The sequence below is a fragment of the Citrobacter sp. Cpa228 genome (assembly GCF_030333085.1).
Classification (GTDB): domain Bacteria; phylum Pseudomonadota; class Gammaproteobacteria; order Enterobacterales; family Enterobacteriaceae; genus Citrobacter; species Citrobacter pasteurii.
This window is the reverse complement of sequence record NZ_JAOWGQ010000049.1, coordinates 1-18,256: the sequence shown is the minus strand read 5'-3', so window position 1 is coordinate 18,256 and position 18,256 is coordinate 1. Positions and strand designations below refer to the sequence as shown.

18 protein-coding genes and 2 pseudogenes are annotated in these 18,256 nt (G+C 49.5%); 16 read left to right on the top strand and 4 right to left on the bottom strand.

Going from position 1 to position 18,256, the window contains the following annotated elements; translation table 11 throughout:
- The first annotated feature begins 1,317 nt into the window (after nucleotides 1–1,317).
- The 12 genes and pseudogenes from OGX91_RS13210 to OGX91_RS13155 all read left to right on the top strand — a co-directional run bounded on the left by OGX91_RS13210 (nucleotide 1,318) and on the right by OGX91_RS13155 (nucleotide 8,539).
- Nucleotides 1,318–2,421, top strand: a complete 1,104-nt coding sequence (locus OGX91_RS13210) for a hypothetical protein (protein ID WP_181618544.1) — start codon at nucleotides 1,318–1,320, stop codon at nucleotides 2,419–2,421.
- A 167-nt stretch (nucleotides 2,422–2,588) separates the two neighbouring features.
- A complete protein-coding gene (locus OGX91_RS13205) occupies nucleotides 2,589–3,476 on the top strand; it encodes a GTPase family protein (RefSeq protein WP_286625102.1) in 888 nt (295 codons plus the stop codon).
- 205 nt (nucleotides 3,477–3,681) lie between these two features.
- A complete protein-coding gene (locus tag OGX91_RS13200; protein ID WP_047660999.1) occupies nucleotides 3,682–4,083 on the top strand; it encodes a hypothetical protein in 402 nt (133 codons plus the stop codon).
- Between the two features lie 96 nt (nucleotides 4,084–4,179).
- Entirely contained in the window at nucleotides 4,180–4,647 is a 468-nt protein-coding gene (locus tag OGX91_RS13195) for a YfjT/YkfB family phage-associated protein (RefSeq protein ID WP_000727137.1), read from the top strand.
- Nucleotides 4,648–4,837: 190 nt separating this feature from the next.
- Nucleotides 4,838–5,088: pseudogene (locus OGX91_RS13190) on the top strand (DUF905 family protein).
- 115 nt (nucleotides 5,089–5,203) lie between these two features.
- A complete protein-coding gene (locus OGX91_RS13185) occupies nucleotides 5,204–6,022 on the top strand; it encodes a DUF932 domain-containing protein (RefSeq protein ID WP_286626486.1) in 819 nt (272 codons plus the stop codon).
- 330 nt (nucleotides 6,023–6,352) lie between these two features.
- A pseudogene (locus OGX91_RS13180) lies at nucleotides 6,353–6,763 on the top strand (antirestriction protein); the annotation flags it as partial.
- A gap of 11 nt (nucleotides 6,764–6,774) precedes the next feature.
- On the top strand, nucleotides 6,775–7,254 hold the full coding sequence (gene radC, locus OGX91_RS13175) for a RadC family protein (RefSeq protein ID WP_181618550.1): 480 nt from the start codon (nucleotides 6,775–6,777) through the stop codon (nucleotides 7,252–7,254).
- A gap of 20 nt (nucleotides 7,255–7,274) precedes the next feature.
- Nucleotides 7,275–7,496, top strand: a complete 222-nt coding sequence (locus OGX91_RS13170) for a DUF987 domain-containing protein (RefSeq protein WP_128317681.1) — start codon at nucleotides 7,275–7,277, stop codon at nucleotides 7,494–7,496.
- A 25-nt stretch (nucleotides 7,497–7,521) separates the two neighbouring features.
- Complete coding sequence (locus OGX91_RS13165; protein ID WP_128317680.1) at nucleotides 7,522–7,884, top strand: type IV toxin-antitoxin system YeeU family antitoxin; 363 nt, start codon at nucleotides 7,522–7,524, stop codon at nucleotides 7,882–7,884.
- A gap of 71 nt (nucleotides 7,885–7,955) precedes the next feature.
- Nucleotides 7,956–8,339, top strand: coding sequence for a TA system toxin CbtA family protein (locus tag OGX91_RS13160; RefSeq protein ID WP_128317679.1), 384 nt, complete (start codon nucleotides 7,956–7,958; stop codon nucleotides 8,337–8,339).
- Entirely contained in the window at nucleotides 8,336–8,539 is a 204-nt protein-coding gene (locus tag OGX91_RS13155; RefSeq protein WP_181618551.1) for a DUF5983 family protein, read from the top strand. Before OGX91_RS13160 ends, OGX91_RS13155 begins: the two co-directional genes overlap by 4 nt.
- 659 nt (nucleotides 8,540–9,198) lie before the next feature.
- Here the strand turns inward: OGX91_RS13155 and OGX91_RS13150 are convergent.
- Nucleotides 9,199–9,858, bottom strand: coding sequence for a winged helix-turn-helix domain-containing protein (locus OGX91_RS13150; RefSeq protein ID WP_286626483.1), 660 nt, complete (start codon nucleotides 9,856–9,858; stop codon nucleotides 9,199–9,201).
- A gap of 28 nt (nucleotides 9,859–9,886) precedes the next feature.
- The gene (locus OGX91_RS13145) at nucleotides 9,887–10,759 is read right to left on the bottom strand and encodes a phosphorothioated DNA-binding restriction endonuclease (RefSeq protein ID WP_286626481.1); all 873 of its coding nucleotides are present in this window, start codon (nucleotides 10,757–10,759) and stop codon (nucleotides 9,887–9,889) included.
- 140 nt (nucleotides 10,760–10,899) lie between these two features.
- On the opposite strand from OGX91_RS13145, the gene OGX91_RS13140 reads away from it, so the two are divergent.
- A complete protein-coding gene (locus OGX91_RS13140; protein ID WP_003837147.1) occupies nucleotides 10,900–11,535 on the top strand; it encodes an HNH endonuclease in 636 nt (211 codons plus the stop codon).
- 51 nt (nucleotides 11,536–11,586) lie between these two features.
- On the opposite strand, the gene symE is transcribed toward OGX91_RS13140, so the two are convergent.
- The gene (symE, locus tag OGX91_RS13135; RefSeq protein WP_005134143.1) at nucleotides 11,587–11,949 is read right to left on the bottom strand and encodes an endoribonuclease SymE; all 363 of its coding nucleotides are present in this window, start codon (nucleotides 11,947–11,949) and stop codon (nucleotides 11,587–11,589) included.
- 779 nt (nucleotides 11,950–12,728) lie between these two features.
- Here symE and OGX91_RS13130 point away from each other — a divergent pair.
- The 3 genes from OGX91_RS13130 to pdxY all read left to right on the top strand — a co-directional run bounded on the left by OGX91_RS13130 (nucleotide 12,729) and on the right by pdxY (nucleotide 16,424).
- A complete protein-coding gene (locus tag OGX91_RS13130) occupies nucleotides 12,729–14,099 on the top strand; it encodes a tyrosine phenol-lyase (RefSeq protein WP_003837154.1) in 1,371 nt (456 codons plus the stop codon).
- A 190-nt stretch (nucleotides 14,100–14,289) separates the two neighbouring features.
- The gene (locus OGX91_RS13125) at nucleotides 14,290–15,555 is read left to right on the top strand and encodes an aromatic amino acid transporter (protein WP_286626479.1); all 1,266 of its coding nucleotides are present in this window, start codon (nucleotides 14,290–14,292) and stop codon (nucleotides 15,553–15,555) included.
- 11 nt (nucleotides 15,556–15,566) lie between these two features.
- A complete protein-coding gene (pdxY, locus tag OGX91_RS13120; RefSeq protein ID WP_188232416.1) occupies nucleotides 15,567–16,424 on the top strand; it encodes a pyridoxal kinase PdxY in 858 nt (285 codons plus the stop codon).
- Between the two features lie 494 nt (nucleotides 16,425–16,918).
- Here pdxY and OGX91_RS13115 read toward each other — a convergent pair.
- The coding region (locus OGX91_RS13115) for an L-lactate permease (protein WP_286626478.1) at nucleotides 16,919–18,256 on the bottom strand (1,338 nt) is incomplete at its 5' end.

The window sequence follows — 18,256 nt, the reverse complement described above, 5'->3', positions numbered from 1 at the left end:
GCGAAATCCACCCGAAGCATGAGTAATTTCGAATGACAGTCAAATAACCGGTCCTGATGGTTAAATAATACTGACTGAAGAGAATAGTCTGGTTTGTGGTTTGAGTTGATTACGTATTCCATGATAAATATCCCATAACAGTTATTGGTCATGAGATTACGGGAGAGATTAATTTTTTATGCAGAATACCGATTCAGGATTTCAGCCATTAAAGTATGTTTCTTGAGTATCATTTTTCACACGTGCTGTAACAGTAATTTCTTATCGTGCAATGGAATGGATGTTCATCACACAGGAAAGTCTGACAATCATTATGATTTACGGCAAAGAATAAACAATGATGTTAGTAATCATTGAACGTACCGGGATGTCTGAAAAGAAATCATCATCCGGTAGACGAAGAAATGTTGTACTTACTGAAGAGTCAGTATTCCTGGATACAAAGGTGTAAGTAAGTGGACAAATAACACTTCTTTATAAAATAACATTAATAACCTTAATGTTTCTTTTCACACAATCAGTAACCTCCAGAGAATACACTCACCACGCAGGTTTAAGTTATTCACGCCATGGTGTTCTAATGATATTAGCCACCATTTCTGTCTTCCCCGACTTGATACCTGTACAGGCATGTGCTCATGAAAGATTTGTATACGCATACTGTTTGACTCCCGGAACGGGTCACCCTGCCACGGTAATATTTACTGCAATAGTATTTTGCCGTTATTTATGCCGGTACGGGTTTTTCTTCCTGATTACGTCCCCGGTGTTTTCAGGCACAGAAAAAATGTAGAGGTAAGAGAGTAATTTTTGGTTACTCCGGAAAAATATTTCATGAGCGGCCGGAAATACATGAAAAAAGCAAGTTCGCGACGGGCTAACGTATTTATTTTCGAGGGGAAAACAGCATTCTTCCCGGAGATAACCATCAGACCACAGAATGCTCTGCAACTGCAGACAGGATAAGATACTCCCTGACCAGGTAAACGCAGTCGGAAAAACAGTCTCCCAGTAAGACGCTGACCGGCAGTAACGGAACACCCTCAGTCGCCTGAAAAGACAGTCAGAATCGTTTTCACCTTAAAATCATGTCATAACAATCCGAAACAACCAAAAAAAACGAATGCAAAAAAAATGAAAGTCTATGACTTATAACCCAATTAATACAATGAATTAACAAACAATCATAAGCTCTGAATAACATTGAAAAGGCTGTGTTTTACTATGTCACATTTGTGATCTCATACTTCTTAATTCAGAGCTTTATACGATACAATTCAGAGGTATAAAAACAGAACTGTTACCTGGAAGAAGAACATGAGAAAAGACGGACTCAATGATTTTTATGAAGTGAACTTTCTGAAACTAAGGGAGATAGATGCCACGTATCCATCGGAACCCATACGTTACGCGGACCTGGCTGACATATACAGTTTCATCAATTTTAATGATGCAGAATGTGAAAAAATACCGCCTGATGAAATTTCCACTAAAAAAAGAAAAACACAGGTAACAGACGGCTACGCATGCAATCTTTTGTCGGACATTCTTAAATATGAGAATTCATTACGCCCTGGCTCATTCCGTTCTCTCGCGGGAACGCATAAATATTTGAAACTTCATTACGAAGCAACCCCGGAATATAAAGAAGAACTGAAGAAAAATCTCATTCATAAAGAAGATGTGTTACTTAAAATCCAGGCTGAATATGACAAAATAAAAAATAAAACATCCGGAAAAATCACAATAATCCCAATCAGCTTTCACCTCAACGAAAAAACGGACGGACTCCTTCAGCACATCACCGAAGATTTAACCATAATTAACATGGCCTTTTCCTCGATGATGAGTAAAATAAAACATCGCACAATGTACAGCCGGATAGCCGGACATGTAAGACTGGGCATGCTGGACGAGAATTTTGAGCCTTTCACCCATGTGTTATTTTTTATTCAGGACGGGGCTGTCAGTCATGACTTTATCAGGGAAATCATTGAGGTCTGGTACTCTTTCATCCCTGAAGACATTGAATGCCTGGTGGGTGTTTCTGGTTTTGACTTTAATTTCTTACTCAACTTCCAGCGTGAAGTCATCAATGAACAAAAAAGTTCTTCCACGCCAGGAGGAATAACTTTTTTCATATCCGATATACTGAACCCGTTCCCTGATGTCACAGCAACCGGATATAATAACCATGAGCCCTGTACATTATTTTCCCGTCTGGTCAGAAGAACAGAAAGGGAAGATAACATCAACAGACCCCACCGACGACGTCTTGCTGACAGGGAGGCAGAAATCAGTGCGACTAAAAAAAAGAGTGGTTATGACAAACTGAAAAACACACCAGCCATTCACAGGGAATATTTTTTAAGAATTGCCAAAAAAGTCAACAAAATTCCTTTTATGCGTACCATAAACTGAATCAACATATCATCCTGGGCACTCAGTCCTGGTCGATATCCTGTTTAATTGATAAATCAGCCATTTTATAATTTATTTCAGTTATATATCACCTCAGTGAATTCCCTCCCGTTTACTTCAGTCAGGCCATCCATCCGTGATGGCCCTTTTATTATGCCGAGGCTTATATGAAACATCCTTCGGGCTATGCCCTGATCCGCCGACATCTGCGGCGCTACCCCCGTATTCTGCGGCAGCATCTTCTCCGGGAGCTCAGCCGCCTCGTCGCGTATGAACCCGTGATTGGCATCATGGGCAAGACCGGCGTCGGTAAATCCTCGCTGTGTAATGCGTTGTTCCGGAGTGAAGTCTGTGCGGTGAATGCCGTGGAAGCCTGCACCCGGCAGCCTCAGCGTGTGCGCCTGCGCTTCGGCAGTCATTACCTGACGCTGGTGGATTTGCCCGGTGTGGGGGAGAGTATCAGCCGCGACGATGAATACCGTGAGCTGTACCGCGAACTCATGCCACAACTCGATATGGTGCTGTGGGTGCTGAAGGCCGATGACAGGGCATTCTCGGTGGAAGAGCATTTTTATCAGGGGGTGTTCGCACAATACAGCGGACCGCTGCCACCAGTGTTGTGGGTCCTCAACCAGGTGGATAAAACCGAACCGGCTGAACAGTGGAACTGGCTGTCGGCACAGCCTTCAGTATCACAGAGTGAGCATATTACGCAGAAGCGCCAGGCCGTCGCCCGTCAGATGGGAACAGCAGAGACGAATATTCTTCCGGTGTCAGTCAGGGGACGGTACCACCTTCCCCGTCTGGTGGAGGCGATGATTACCCGTCTCCCAAAGCAGGCCCGCAGCCCGCTGGTGCCTCACCTGCAAAGCGGGTACCACACCCCCGGCATTATCACTACCGCCCGCAACAGCTTTGGCGATGCCGTGGTGGAAGTGATTGACGCAGTCATCGACCTGGCCCCGTTGCCACAGGCTGCACGTTACGCGCTCCAGACCGTCACACACACCGTGGCCCGAGCGGCCCGGACCGTCTGGTCCTTCTTCTTTGGCTGACTTCCACATCGATTAGCCTGTCTTCCGTTTCGATAAATAATTTTGCCCTGTCACGATCGATTTTGTCGATCGACCCGATCGGTTTTATTCATTATCCCTGGTAAATATCCGGTTATAGAATTCCTCAGGGATACTGTATTCAGCCATTTACTGATTAAAAATCAATGCGATGAATCGCAGGAGCGCATTCGTCCGGAGAAAAGTAATGAAAAGGTTTTTTATGATACTAACCACCAGTCTGTTGTTCACCTCACTTCCTTCCCTGGCCGCCAGTGATACGCCCGTTACAGTGAAGGTCAGCCATGCCGGTCCTGAGTGCTATGGCTGCGTCTATGTCACCGTGACAGCAAAAACCGACACCGTTCTGATAAAGAAAATCGATGTTAACCGGGGAAAATGTCCGATGCTGACACACCGAAAAATAGCCTACAGGGGCCGGAACGTGGACGGCTGGTGGCCCACAGATAAACCGTTCACACCCCGTAAAATGACCTTCGCTGAGAGTGTCTTCTGGAAATTTGGTCACACTTTGGATTTTGGTAAAGCCTGCAATTTTGTTGAGGCCCGGGTGTTCACCGATCAGGGCACATTCACCGTCAGCCAGTGATATCGCCAGTATCACTTATCAGCCCTCTTTCTTAACGCGTCTCAATGTCTTCAGGAGAGACCCGTATCGTCTTAACCATCACCCTCAGGGAATACTATGAAAAAGAAAATACTGCTTTTCACTCTTCTGATATCTGCTCTGACTCCGGCAGTGTCACAGGCCTTCGGTAACCGTGATACCTGGGCCAGCGGCTGGGGTCAGGGCGTGTCTGAGTTTGTAATTCTGGGGAAAGGACAGTCACAGCTTTACCTGACCTGCGAAGACACCGGCTCACAAGCGGCCACCCTGACCTTCACCGACGCAAACGGTCATCAGGTCAGGATGGATAACGGCCAGTCGCTGGACATGAAAATTGACGATGAGGAGCCTGTCAGCGTCAGTGACAGCGAGTCACATGTGGGCTCAGACAACGTGGCATGGGCATGGGATAAACTGCGCACCGGTAAGCGGGTCATTGTGTCCGGGGAGGGCGTAAAGGCAGCCGTGTTTACGCTTAACGGTGCGGGGAAGGTCCTTCCCGCGTTCGGGGACAGCGGCTGTCTGCCGAAATATGCCCTGCCGTAATAAAGACAGGTAACGCCTTTTTTCTGAATTCATTCACGCTCACGACAACAGGAACCTCAGTCCATGACGCATATCCCGGTTCAGGCAGCACACACCCGCCAGCCCTGACCACTGCATCAGTATTTCACACCGCCGACGCCCTGCTCATTTGAGCGGGGCGTTTTCTTTTGTTTCTCATCAGGGATCAGATATGCAGACCACTGATAATGCGTCGCTGCCACCCGGCCCCTTCACCCGCCGACAGGCGGAAGCCATGGCCGCACGCTATCTCAACGTCACCGTCGAAGACGACCAGGGCCCCATTTTCGTCTGGTCATCCGCGACTGCCGTGGCATGCTGATATGGCGGGACTGGAATTTTGCCCCGCAGGCCGGAGAGATGCTGAACCGCTATCTCATCAGCGACGGTATTCCTGTGTCACCACAGCCACTGAGCCACTGAGCGGCGAAGTCCTGCTCATTTTTCAACAGAACACAGTCCCCCACAGGCCATGCACCTTCCGGAGCATGGCCTTTCTGCTTTTATGCCCTTTAACCCGATATCAGAGGTATTAACCATGCGCTTAGCCAGCCGTTTTGGTGCGGCCAGTCTCGTACGCCGCGACCGCCCACTGACCCGTGATGAACTGGCACACTATGTGCCCAGCGTATTCAGTGAAGAAAAGCACGAATCACGCTCAGAACGTTATACGTATATCCCGACCATCACACTGCTTGATAATCTGCAGCGGGAAGGCTTCCAGCCGTTCTTTGCCTGCCAGACCCGCGTTCGCGACCTGAATAAACGCGACCACACAAAGCACATGCTGCGTCTGCGGCGTGAGGGGCAAATCACCGGTAAACAGGTCCCCGAAATCATCCTGCTTAACAGCCACGACGGCTCCAGCTCATACCAGATGCTGCCGGGCCTGTTTCGCTTTGTCTGCCAGAACGGACTTGTCTGTGGCGAAACCTTTGGTGAGGTTCGCGTACCGCACAAGGGGAATGTGGTGGATAAAGTCATTGAAGGGGCTTATGAGGTGCTGGGGATATTTGACCGGGTGGAGGAGAAGCGGGATGCCATGCAGTCACTGCTACTTCCTCCGCCGGCACAGCAGGCGTTTGCCAGAGCCGCCCTGACGTACCGCTTTGGGGAAGAGCACCAGCCGGTGACGGAAGCACAGATTCTGTCTGCGCGACGCTGGCAGGATGAAAGTTCCGACCTGTGGACCACCTACCAGCGTATCCAGGAAAACCTGATTAAAGGCGGTCTGCCGGGCAGAACAACGAAAGGTAAACGGGCCCACACCCGTGCGGTTAAAGGCATTGACGGCGACGTGAAGCTCAACCGAGCCCTGTGGGTAATGGCGGAAAGTCTGCTCGGGAGCCTGAAGTAATGCCGCGCATTCCCGATGGACTGCTTCAGGTCTCGCCACATTCATTTTCTCAGACCGGCCAGTCTGATTGCCGCTCCATTTGTGACGACGACCTGTGCGCCTTGTGCCCACACATTCTTTATCGTCCCGGTGAATTCAGCCTGTGCAGTTTAAGTATTGCTGAGGGGCACTGGCCCTCGTGCTGTGATGAGGATGGCTATGCACAGTCCTGTCCGTCACTTCGTTTCAACAACCCATCTGAAAAACAAAGGAAATCACATGAACAATACTCTTAACTTCACCTGCACGGTAACTGAATCACCCACATCGCTACAAACTGATGCAGGTGGCATCGTGTGCACACCAGTGTCCGATGAACTACGCATTGCTTTCTGGCCTCAGCACTTTGGTACTGTCCCGCAGTGGATAACCCTTGAACCCTGCGTCTTTGGCTGGATGGACCGTTTGTGTGAAGACTATCACGGTGGTATCTGGCGGTTCTATACGCTGAGTAACGGCGGCGTATTTATGGCTCCGGAAACAGATGACGACAGCAGTGAGAAATGGCAGTTGTTCAACACCATGAACGGTAACGGTGCACAAATGAGCGCGGAGGCCGCCGGTATTGCAGTCTGCCTCATCACTTACAGTCATCACGCCTGTCATACGGAATGCGATGTCATGACCGGACACTATTACCACCTGCGCGATTACGCGATTAACCACGCAGAATGCAAAGCCATTATGCACCTCATCGACTGAAGGGGATGCTCATGAAACAGCAACTACCGTTGTTTGCATGTGAATTGCCCGCCTCTGCACAAAGAACCGTCCTGGAGGCGCTGACTCTACTGGAGAGACAGTTGCGTGAACCCGGTGTGGCATTTACCTCCAGCCATGCCGTTCGCGACTGGCTACGCCTGCAGCTTGCCCCACTGGATCGCGAGGCATTCACAGTCCTGTGGCTGGACAGTCAGCACCGGCTTATCGCCGATGACATGTTGTTCCTCGGAACCATCAACAGCATAAGTGTGCATCCGCGTGAAGTGGTGAAGGCAGGCCTGAAACATAACGCTGCAGCGGCCGTACTCGCACACAATCACCCGTCTGGGCATTCAGAACCCAGCGATGCCGACAGACGAATCACTGAGCGTCTTAAACAGGCACTCGATCTGGTGGATATCCGTCTGCTGGACCACCTGGTCGTTGGTGGAATGGATATCGTCTCATTTACCGAGCGGGGATGGCTGTAATTTCAGAGGAAAGCAACAGTATGAAAATTATCAGTAAACGTCAGGCGATGACGATATACCGCCAGCATCCGCAGTCGCGGTTGTTTCGCTTCTGTACCGGAAGATATTACTGGTCTGGTAGCGTCTGCCACTACTACGGACGAGAGGTGCAGGATATCAGCGGCGTACTGGCCGTCTTTGCCGAACGCCGTCAGGACCGCCATGGTCCCTATGTCATTCTTCGAAGCGTCACTCTCAATTAATCCTTCCCTTTAATCAGGAACAATAATGAACAATCACTCAAAATCCGGTACCAAACCGGAGAATCCCGCCTGCCAGCTGTGGGGACTTAAAGGCGCTTTTACACCCTGTTTTGGAGCTCGTCTGGTACAGGAAGGCAGTCGGGTGCATTTTCTTGCTGACCGGGCCAGTATCACCGGGGTATTTAACGAGGTAGATTTGCGTCATATGGACCAGGCTTTTCCGCTGCTGATGAAGCAACTGGAGTTGATGCTGACCAGCGGTGAACTTAATCCCCGTCACCAGCACACCGTTACCCTGTATGCGAAAGGGCTGACCTGCAATGCCGATACACTGGGCTCTTGTGGCTATGTTTATCTGGCGGTGTACCCAACGCTTCACACCAGATAACTATTTCAACATCCTCCTTTAATCCGGCACTTCATTCACTTTCCTATTTTCGAAATAAGAGAATACCCACGATGCAGACAAAACTCATAACCCCGTTGAGGGCGGCACAGACCTGCCAGACTCCGGTAGCCATCTGGCAGACTTTGCTGAAACAGATACTGGGGCAGCACTATGGCCTTCAACTGAACGATACGCCATTTGGCGATGATGGTGTGATTCAAAAACATATCGACGCTGGAATTACCTTAGTTGATGCCCTGAATTTTATTGTCGAAAAATACGAACTAGTTCGCACTGATCGCCCGGGGGTTACCATCCAGGAGCGCTCATCCATTATTACCGACGTAGATATTCTAAGAGCCAGAAAGGTAACCGGTCTGGGTATGGGAAGCGGTTACAGAATAATAAGCCGTATTACTCAAGGTAAAGGCTCCGATCAGGAGAATGAACAATGAAAATATCTCTTAACGTTGAAGCCGACAGCGTCAGTGCCATGGCCCTCAATATGGGTAGAATTATCGTTGAGATTGACGGTATTGTACTCACTGAGCTGATTGATGCAGTCAACTGCAATGGCTATTCACTTTGTATCGGTAGTGAACCCAGAGCCATCATCGTTGGGACCTCTGAGCTCAGGCGTGATGAGCACTTGTGACCCGCATAATTTAATATCACATAGAGCACTACTCTTTCAGACGGAGTGTGCTCTCTTCTTTATGGGGAATCTGAATTCAGCTAGAGGAGGGGAGTGTTTGCCCCGATTTGAGTCCCAAAAGCAACGAATTAATATGTTGGTATCGACGTTGGTACATCTGTTTTTTGTTTGTTTTAAAATGATTTAAATCATGAGGTTAATTTTAATGTGCGAGTCCGGCCTTCGCACCATAAAATGCAAATGAAAGTCGCTTAAAGGCGGCTTTTTTTTGTCTAAAATCCTGCAGTTGCAAGGCTTTCCTTGCTTCTCCACATCAGATTCAATCAACGTACAGACGTTGATTGAATCTGGGAGTTAATGCAGACCTGAAAGGTAGTTTTGGCCAGAGCGATATCCATGGTTTTTATTGAGTGCATGGTGCCGTGCTTCTGAAAAATCCTCAGTATAAGTGTGAAAGGACTTATGCTGAGGTAGATAATCGCGGAAGTTAGCAGATTTACAGCGTAAAACTGGGCTACGAAGTCAGGGCACCAGCATGCTACCTCCTCCAGTTGTACATTCAATCGTCATATTTTAATGTAACTCACTATTTTGTAAGTATGTTCTCAATTCCCTGTACCGCTTTTGTTCGGTGTTTAACAGGCTGTCCTCACACGTTCCTATTTTTGTACTTTTTTCATTAAGGCTTTTAATGCCTCAATAGTGAGTGAAGGTTTTTGCCTGTGGATCATTGCATGGCAATTGGGGCAGACAGGACGAAGGTCTTTTACGGGATCCAGTTTGTAGCGTTCTCCAATATCAGAGAGCGGTGTAATATGGTGGACGTGGATATAGTCCTTCCCGGTTTCACCATACGTTTCCTCAAAATCCATATTGCACACGCTGCACTGACAGCCGTAATGATCTATGCATTTGTCTCTTGCTGTTTTACTACGTTCGTATTTGTTAACTTTGATTTGCTTTACGGCACCTTCGTAAAAGGTTTCCGGAACATCATCTGGGTAATCGATATTCAACCGAGTGGAAAGCGATTCTGCTTTTTTGATGCCATCTGGCGTGAGCTTCCAGACACCAAGGCCTGATTCTTTTGCATTGTGGAGGTACTTGTAGTCAACAAGCTTTTTTCTCGCCCATTGGACCATATTGTTCCATTGAGGGCGATTAGTATCATCAGGGAGTAACATGTTCATTTCTTCGTTGGTCAGGCCGAACTCCTTGCCCAACGGCTCGTAACATGAGGAGGAACTGACTTCTCCCCCTCTGGTGTAAATATTTAAAAGCAGGGGGATTTCTATCTCTTTATAACTTGGAAACGACATGTTGATCACCATCAATGGATTAATATTTTTATGTCCTGAAAACTTCTTGTTGATGCCACTCAATAAATTTGTCTTGAGGATAGTCCTCTTTATTTTTTGGAAGATGAATCTGAACTCCTGAAAAGTCCCAAAATAACCTGGAGACAATATTACTTCCATTTACTGCAGACGAAATTCGTACTCGCATACGCTCATCCAGCCCAATCGAACCTTTATCAAAGGCTTTATGGTGGATTGCACACAACGCCAGGCCGTTTGAAATCTCACACGGGCCGCCGTGCTGTTTCCATTTGATATGGGCGGCTTCCAGGGCGACTGAGGTGCTGTCGTGGCGCATATTGAAGCCACAAATGGCGCATTCATAGTTATAGGCACGCAGAACCTGCTGGCGGAACAATGGATCCCGCTGTTTGCGGATTTGCAGGATATCAAATCCCAGTTCATCCGCGATCTCTTCCTGGATGCTTTCGGTGAAGTGCGCCTCGAGGATTTGCTGGGCCAGGGCGTTGATGAGGCTCTTGCTCTTTTTCAGCAGGGCAAAATGCTGTTCATCAAAACCTCCGGCAACGTTGTGCGTTACCAGTTCCCCGGCAGGGGGCTGTTTGCTGCTACCGGATGTTGAACAGTGCTCGGCGTTTTGTAGCTCCCAGAACCCATCTCCCTGTAAGCGCCAGAAAGGCATATCCGGGCGGTATTGCGCGCGCTGTGGTCCAAATCGCTCCAGCAGACTATGCAATGGGTCGCGAACTTCCGAACCGTAGTCAAACAGGCGACCGTGACCCTGCTGATAACCTGCCAGCACATGAAGCAGCAGCAGGGGCTTGTGCGGCGCACGCTGCTCGCCTTTACGCCAGATGGTGATGTTGGCAATCGCCTGTTGCAGGGTTTTACTGGAAGTCATTGATTTCGTTATCAGGTAAATAATTGCGATGATGCTCGCAAAATATCACCTGATCAAGAGGAGTGAGGCCGATACACTATCGACGTCACTTTATCGCTTGCCGTTATTTCTGAAAGCCTTTAGTTAAAGGAACCAGCCCCATGAATGAACTACCTGACACGCTGCCGCGCGAGTACATCATCAAGGCCATTCACGCCTATGACTCGGGCTTCTCGCATCGTTTCAAAGAGGCTCGGCTTTACGAGCTGGAATTTCAGGGGCGTCGCTATCCGTCAAAAGCCATTGCCGGAATTGCGGCGACGCTTTTGACGGGCAAAGCGTTTACCCCTCAGGATTTCTCCGGCGGTATCAGTTCGAAATGCGTCAGATTATTGACTGAGCAAGGTTTTCATATTGTTCAGGATAAAAAGCGCGCTGCGGCGGTGAGCGACACGATCTTTCCTGAAGAACTCGAAGCGCAAACTGAATATATAGAAGGAGCAGCGACTCAGGTGACCGTGAATCGCTATGAGCGCGACCGCAACGCCCGACAGGCAGCTCTTCGCCATCACGGTTGTCAGTGCAAAGTCTGTGGCATCGATATGTCAAAGGTCTACGGTAAGATTGCCGAAGGGTTTATCCATGTTCATCATCTAGTACCCTTATCGGCAATTAAAGAAGACTACCGCCTTGATCCCATCAATGACCTGATCCCCGTATGTCCAAATTGTCATGCTATGCTGCATCGGCGCATACCGCCATATACCCCAGAAGAACTGAAAAATATGCTGTGCTAAACGCTCAAAAAGGCGCCCGCAGGCGCCTCAATGACAATCACAATTACACTCTCACCCCTTCAACGCTTTCCCCGCAATCACCCCGATAAACTCCAGTACCTGCTTTTGCTTACGCGCGGAGAGCTTTTCCACGGCGCGCAGGGATTTCATCAGTTCTGACTCTTCGGGTTCGGCGGCGCGGGCGGTTAATACGATGCAGCCTTGCATCACCCGCACATCAACGTCGGTGCCGGTGTCGAATCCGGCGGCTTTCAGCCACTGGCCCTTCATCACAATGGACGGAAACCGGACGTACTTCACCGGAATACGGCTGTAATCAGGATAACGGCTCGCATAACCCACCTTCAGGCGACGGTTATCTGCGGCGTGGACTTCTGGATCAAATGAAACTGCAATACAATGCGTATCAGTCATGGCTGCTATTCTCTATTAATAGTTGCTGTGATTAGCGACGCGGAGGTGTTGGTAGCACCTTCGCATCGCGCTAAAAAAACCCCTGTAAATGACCCCAGTGTCCTGGGGGAAGTCCAGATGTAAATAAGATGAAATAAGCGCGAATAGCACGCTTTCGGAATAAATAGAAAACTCCGCCATCCCAATAAATCCGGTATTATTCACCGTATAAATTCATTCCCATCCAGTCCGCCAAACACCTGCCATTTCCAGAAAATAACGCTCCTCTGCGTCAGGCCAAAAATGCGATCTCACTCACTGAAGCAAATAGCAAACTATGAAACTTCATTGTTTTGTACACTTTGGTTTACACTTTTGGTGATGTGAATCACAAATATAAGCCCGTGAAGTGATCCGACTCTCACAAAATGGCGTGTACTCATTCACGAATACATTATGAGAACAGCCTGGAAAGTTATGTTTTCAGTATTTCCACTCTCCGCAGACACACTACGACGAATGGCAAATCGAAACGCAAAAAAAAACTTGTTGAATATTAACGGGTAAAAAAATGACGTGTGATTTGCATCACCCACATTTACAGCTTTTTAAATTATTGCCAGTAATTAATGTTGACCGGGCTATTTCCATAATCAATCAAATCTTGCATAGTGCCTCCACATTATTTCTCCCCCTGACTCAGGAGGCGAATAGTTATATTTCATCAGGATTTGTTGATGAACCAGGTATGATTCACTTCACATTAATACGTACATGACCACTGTTACTGGAGAAACAAAATGAATTATCCGGCAGAACCCTTCCGTATTAAAAGCGTTGAAACTGTATCTATGATCCCGCGTGATGAACGTCTCAAGAAAATGCAGGAAGCGGGTTACAATACTTTCCTGTTAAATTCGAAAGATATTTATATTGACCTGCTGACAGACAGTGGCACTAACGCAATGAGCGACAAGCAGTGGGCCGGAATGATGATGGGTGATGAAGCTTACGCGGGTAGCGAAAACTTCTATCATCTGGAAAGAACCGTACAGGAACTGTTTGGCTTTAAACATATTGTTCCTACTCACCAGGGGCGCGGCGCAGAAAACCTGTTATCGCAACTGGCTATTAAACCGGGGCAATATGTTGCCGGGAATATGTATTTCACCACCACCCGTTATCATCAGGAAAAAAATGGTGCGGTGTTTGTCGATATCGTTCGTGACGAAGCGCACGATGCCGGTTTGAATATTGCGTTTAAAGGTGATATCGATCTTAAAAAATTACAAAAGCTGATTGATGAAAAAGGCGCAGAGAATATTGCGTATATCTGCCTGGCGGTGACGGTTAACCTCGCGGGCGGTCAACCGGTCTCGATGGCTAACATGCGTGCGGTGCGTGAACTGACAGAAGCGCATGGCATTAAAGTGTTCTACGACGCTACCCGCTGCGTAGAAAACGCCTACTTTATCAAAGAGCAAGAGCAGGGCTTTGAGAACAAGAGCATCGCCGAGATCGTGCATGAGATGTTCAGCTACGCCGACGGTTGTACCATGAGTGGTAAAAAAGACTGTCTGGTGAACATCGGCGGCTTCCTGTGCATGAACGATGACGAAATGTTCTCTTCTGCCAAAGAGTTAGTCGTGGTGTACGAAGGTATGCCATCCTACGGCGGCCTGGCCGGACGTGATATGGAAGCGATGGCGATTGGCCTGCGCGAAGCCATGCAGTATGAGTACATTGAGCACCGCGTGAAGCAAGTTCGCTACCTGGGCGACAAACTGAAGGCCGCTGGCGTGCCGATTGTTGAACCGGTAGGTGGTCACGCGGTATTCCTCGATGCGCGTCGCTTCTGCGAGCATCTGACACAGGACGAGTTCCCGGCGCAGAGCCTGGCGGCGAGCATTTATGTGGAGACCGGCGTGCGCAGCATGGAGCGCGGTATTATCTCTGCGGGCCGTAATAACGTGACCGGTGAACACCACCGACCGAAACTGGAAACCGTGCGTCTGACTATTCCACGCCGCGTTTATACCTACGCGCATATGGATGTTGTGGCTGACGGTATTATTAAACTTTACCAGCACAAAGAAGATATTCGCGGGCTGAAGTTTATTTACGAGCCGAAGCAGTTGCGTTTCTTTACTGCACGCTTTGATTACATCTAAACAATCATTATGGCCCCATCTCAGGATGGGGCTTTTTTGTATTCCTTTTCTATGAACAGGAAGCCTTTGCGGTGCTCGTTACCGTGACATAACTAAAAAAAAGTAAACCCTGACTCCGACATTTTTATTATCCGCATGATGTACAAATGACAGCTGTAATTATAACGAATAGTCTACAGGAACATTTATCATGGATATTAATGCCATTGAGCGACAGAGTAGTACCCCCGGACTGATTAGCGGAACCATGCTGGTTATCGCAACCGTCGTGGGCGGCGGAATGTTTTCCCTGCCGATTGCGATGGCCGGTGTATGGTTTCCCGGTGCCTCTGTTATTCTTCTGTTTATCGCCATCATGATGTTATTAACCGGTCTGATGCTGGTCGAAGTTAACCTGCATTATGGCGCCGGTGCCAGTTTTAATACCTTTACTCAGGATTTATTAGGCCGAAAGTGGAATATCGTGGTTGGTATCGCTTTTGGTTTTGTGCTGTATATTCTGACCTATGCCTATATCTCCGGTTCGTCGGCGGTAATGGCACAAACGGTATTCAAATATAGCGGCGTGCGCTTTCCGGCGAATATCTCGGTGGTGATCGTCAGTATGCTGGTTGGGGCGATTGCCTGGTACAGCTCCCTGCTGGTTGGACGCATCACTACCGTACTGATTATCGGTAAGTTTGTGGCGTTCTTTGCCACGTTCTCCGGGCTGATTGGCCATATCGAAGTGGCAAAACTCATCGACAGCGTGGCGGTGGCGTTGCCCAATTCGCAGTATCTGCCGTATATCCTGATGACGCTGCCGTTCTGTATTATCTCGTTTGGTTTTCACGGTAACGTGCCGAGCCTGGTCAAACTGTATGGCACAAGCGGAGTCTCGAATATTACGCGTTCGATTATCATCGGTACGCTGTTTGCTCTGCTGCTGTATATTTTCTGGCTGGGCGTGACGATGGGTAACATCAGCCGTTCCTCATTCCCGCCGATTATCGCCAAAGGCGGCAATATCGACGTCTTTGTCGAGGCCATCAGCGGGCTGTTCACCAGCCGGTATATGGATCTGATCCTGACCTTCTTCGGCAACTTCGCGGTAGCCAGTTCCCTGCTGGCGGCGACGCTTGGCCTGTTCGATTACATCGCCGACCTGTTTCACTTCCCGGATGACGGCATGGGCCGCCTGAAAACCGCGCTGGTGACCTACTTCCCGCCAGCCGCCGTGTGCTTCTTCTTCCCGAATGGGTTTGTGCATGCGATTGGCTACCCCGGTCTGGCCTTTACCATCTGGAGCGTGATCCTGCCGCCGTTCCTGGTGAAAGCCGCGCGGAAACGTTTTCCGACCAGCAACTATACCGCGCCCTGTAATAACACCGTGCTCAATCTGGTGATCGTCTGCGGGGCGGTTGTCTATCTGACGGTTGTTCTGGACGTATTTGGTCTGCTGCCGACGTTTCGTTAGACGGAGTCAAAATGAAAAACGTGTTGTCTGTTCAGTCGTCGGTTGTTTATGGCTATGCCGGAAATAAAGCCGCTGTGTTGCCGATGCAGCTCTCGGGGATCGATGTCTGGCCGTTTTACACCGTACAGTTTTCCAACCACACCCAATATGGGATGTGGCAGGGCATGGCGATGCCGCACGGCGAGCTGAGCGCGATCATCAGAGGGCTGGATGACCTGCAAAAGCTGGCGCAATGCGATGCCGTATTGTCCGGGTATCTTGGAGATAAACGCCATTGTGAAGAGGTGAAGCACGCGGTCACCACCATTCGTCAGCGTAATCCGCAGGCGCTCTATTTTTGCGATCCGGTAATGGGCGACCCGCAAAAAGGCTGCATTGTCGCGCAGGGCGTGGAGTCATTTTTTGTCGATGACGCCATTCAACTGGCCGACATGATGGGACCGAATCTCTATGAGCTGGGCGTGCTGACGGGCAGACAACTGCGTAGTTTTGACGAGGTGGTGGAAGCGGCGCGGCAGCTGGTGTCGTGGGGCGTAAAGAAGGTGCTGGTGAAGCATCTCGGCGACTGTTCGCGGGACAAACAGGCGTTTGAAATGCTGCTGGTGACGCCGGAACAGACGTTACACATTGCCCGGCCGCTGTATACCTTTGCCAAAATGCCGGTCGGCGTTGGGGATCTGATTTGCAGCGTGATGCTGGCCTCACTGCTCAATGGTTACGAGGACAAGCAGGCACTGGAGCGGACCACCAGTGTTGTTGACGCGGTAATGCGGCTGACGAAAGAGCATGATTCGTATGAACTGCGGCTGATAGACGCGCGCCACCAGATTATGGACCCACAGGTTCGCTATCAGGCAACGGTGATCTGACGCCGCAAGGGGGCTCTGTGTTTCTGACATTGCTGAGGTTTCAGCATCCGCTGGTCTACCGTTTTGCGTGGCTTCGTATTTGGGTTGTGATGTTAAGAGCGTGCGGACTGCGTAAGAGAAAGGGGTGAACATTTTACGCTGCTGCCGGATGCGGCTAGCGCCTTATCCGGCCTACAAATGAGCGTGAAACGCAGGCCTACAAATGAATGCGAAACGTAGGCCTGATAAGCGAAGCGCCATCAGGCATAAGTGCCCAGTATTACACGCGGAAGTAGCGTGGTGGAATCAACGCGGAAAAGGCGTCGAACTTCTTCACCATCTTTTTCCAGAACAACATAACAACAATCCTCGATTTGAAACATCGGCGCTATTTTAGTCAGCGCCGACAAATCGTAAAGTCTGTCGCCTCGTTCCGTTCCCGGGGAGGTGTAAACCTTTTTGGTCACCGCGTCGTCAAATACGGTTGCCGCAAATTTGACGGGGTTGACAATGGTTTACGCCATAAACCAGTAATAAAAGAGGCCAACCTTTAAGCCGAGGATCACGATGTAGGCACAGCAGTATTTCATGGTGCCAGACATAATCTGGTTGGCCTGACCGTCCATTTTAGTGGCTGAAACCGCAATGGCGATACTCTGCGGCGAAATCATTTTTCCCCCCGTTGCGCCAGAGGTGTTGGCCGCCGCCAGCCAGTTGGGATCGATATGCAGTTTGCTGGCGGCAATGGTTTGCAGTTTGCCGAACAAAATGTTCGAGTTGGTATCGCTGCCGGTAACAAACGTGCCCAGCGCGCCAATCACCGGGGCGAGGAAGACGTACGAGCTGCCGGTCAGATCGACAATCGACTGGGCCAGCGTGGAGATAATCCCGCTGAGATCCATCACCGTAGCCAGTGCAACGATCGCCATAATCGCCACAATGGAATTTTTAAGCTGGAAAATGGTTTTGATAAACACTTCCAGCATCCCGCGCGCGGACGCCCCCTGAATAAAGCCGCCGAGTATGGTCGCAAAGATGATCAGCATCCCCGGCGTGGTCACCCATTCAACCTTCAGCGCCAGCGTTTTGCCGTCGGCAAGCGTGAAATGCAGCACCGAGGCCAGTTGCGAGGCTGCGCCTTTTATCGTCGGGAACAGCGGCGAACACATCAGGATAAAGACAAAAATGAACAGATAGATAGAACCCACGCGGAACAACACTTTTGCCGAACGCGGCGTGGTTTCGCGGTTATGGCTGACTTCAATGCGCCACTCGGGATCGGTTTTCCCTTTGCGCAGGCGGCTGACCATCGCCACGGCAAACAGGCTGACCAGGCTACCGGCAAAGGCGGGTAATTCAGCACCGAGATGAATAGCGACAAAATACTGCGGAACCAGCGTGGTAATACCGCAAATCAACGTGATCAGAAATACGCCGCGAATGGCTTTCAGGCCACCGCCAATAATGCAGATAATCACAAATGGCAGCAGAATATTAAACAGCGCAAGCTGCAGAATAATGGTTCCGCCCAGGGTATAAACCGGCAGGTTAACCTGTTCCGCCAGAATTGAAACCGGGATCCCGACTGCGCCGAATGCGGTAGGAACGGTATTTGCCACCAGAGAGGCTATTGCCGCCTTCAGCGGGTTGAAACCCAGTGCGATAAGAATACCGATCGGAATGGCGACCGCTGTACCATAACCCGCCGCGGCTTCAAGAAATCCACCGAAACACCATGAAATCAGCAGCACCTGAATACGCTTATCTTCGCTAATGCTGGCGAGAATATCGCGCAGAATATCCAGCGCTTTGGTCGCCTGCATGACGTTATAACTGAAGATAGCGCCGAGGAT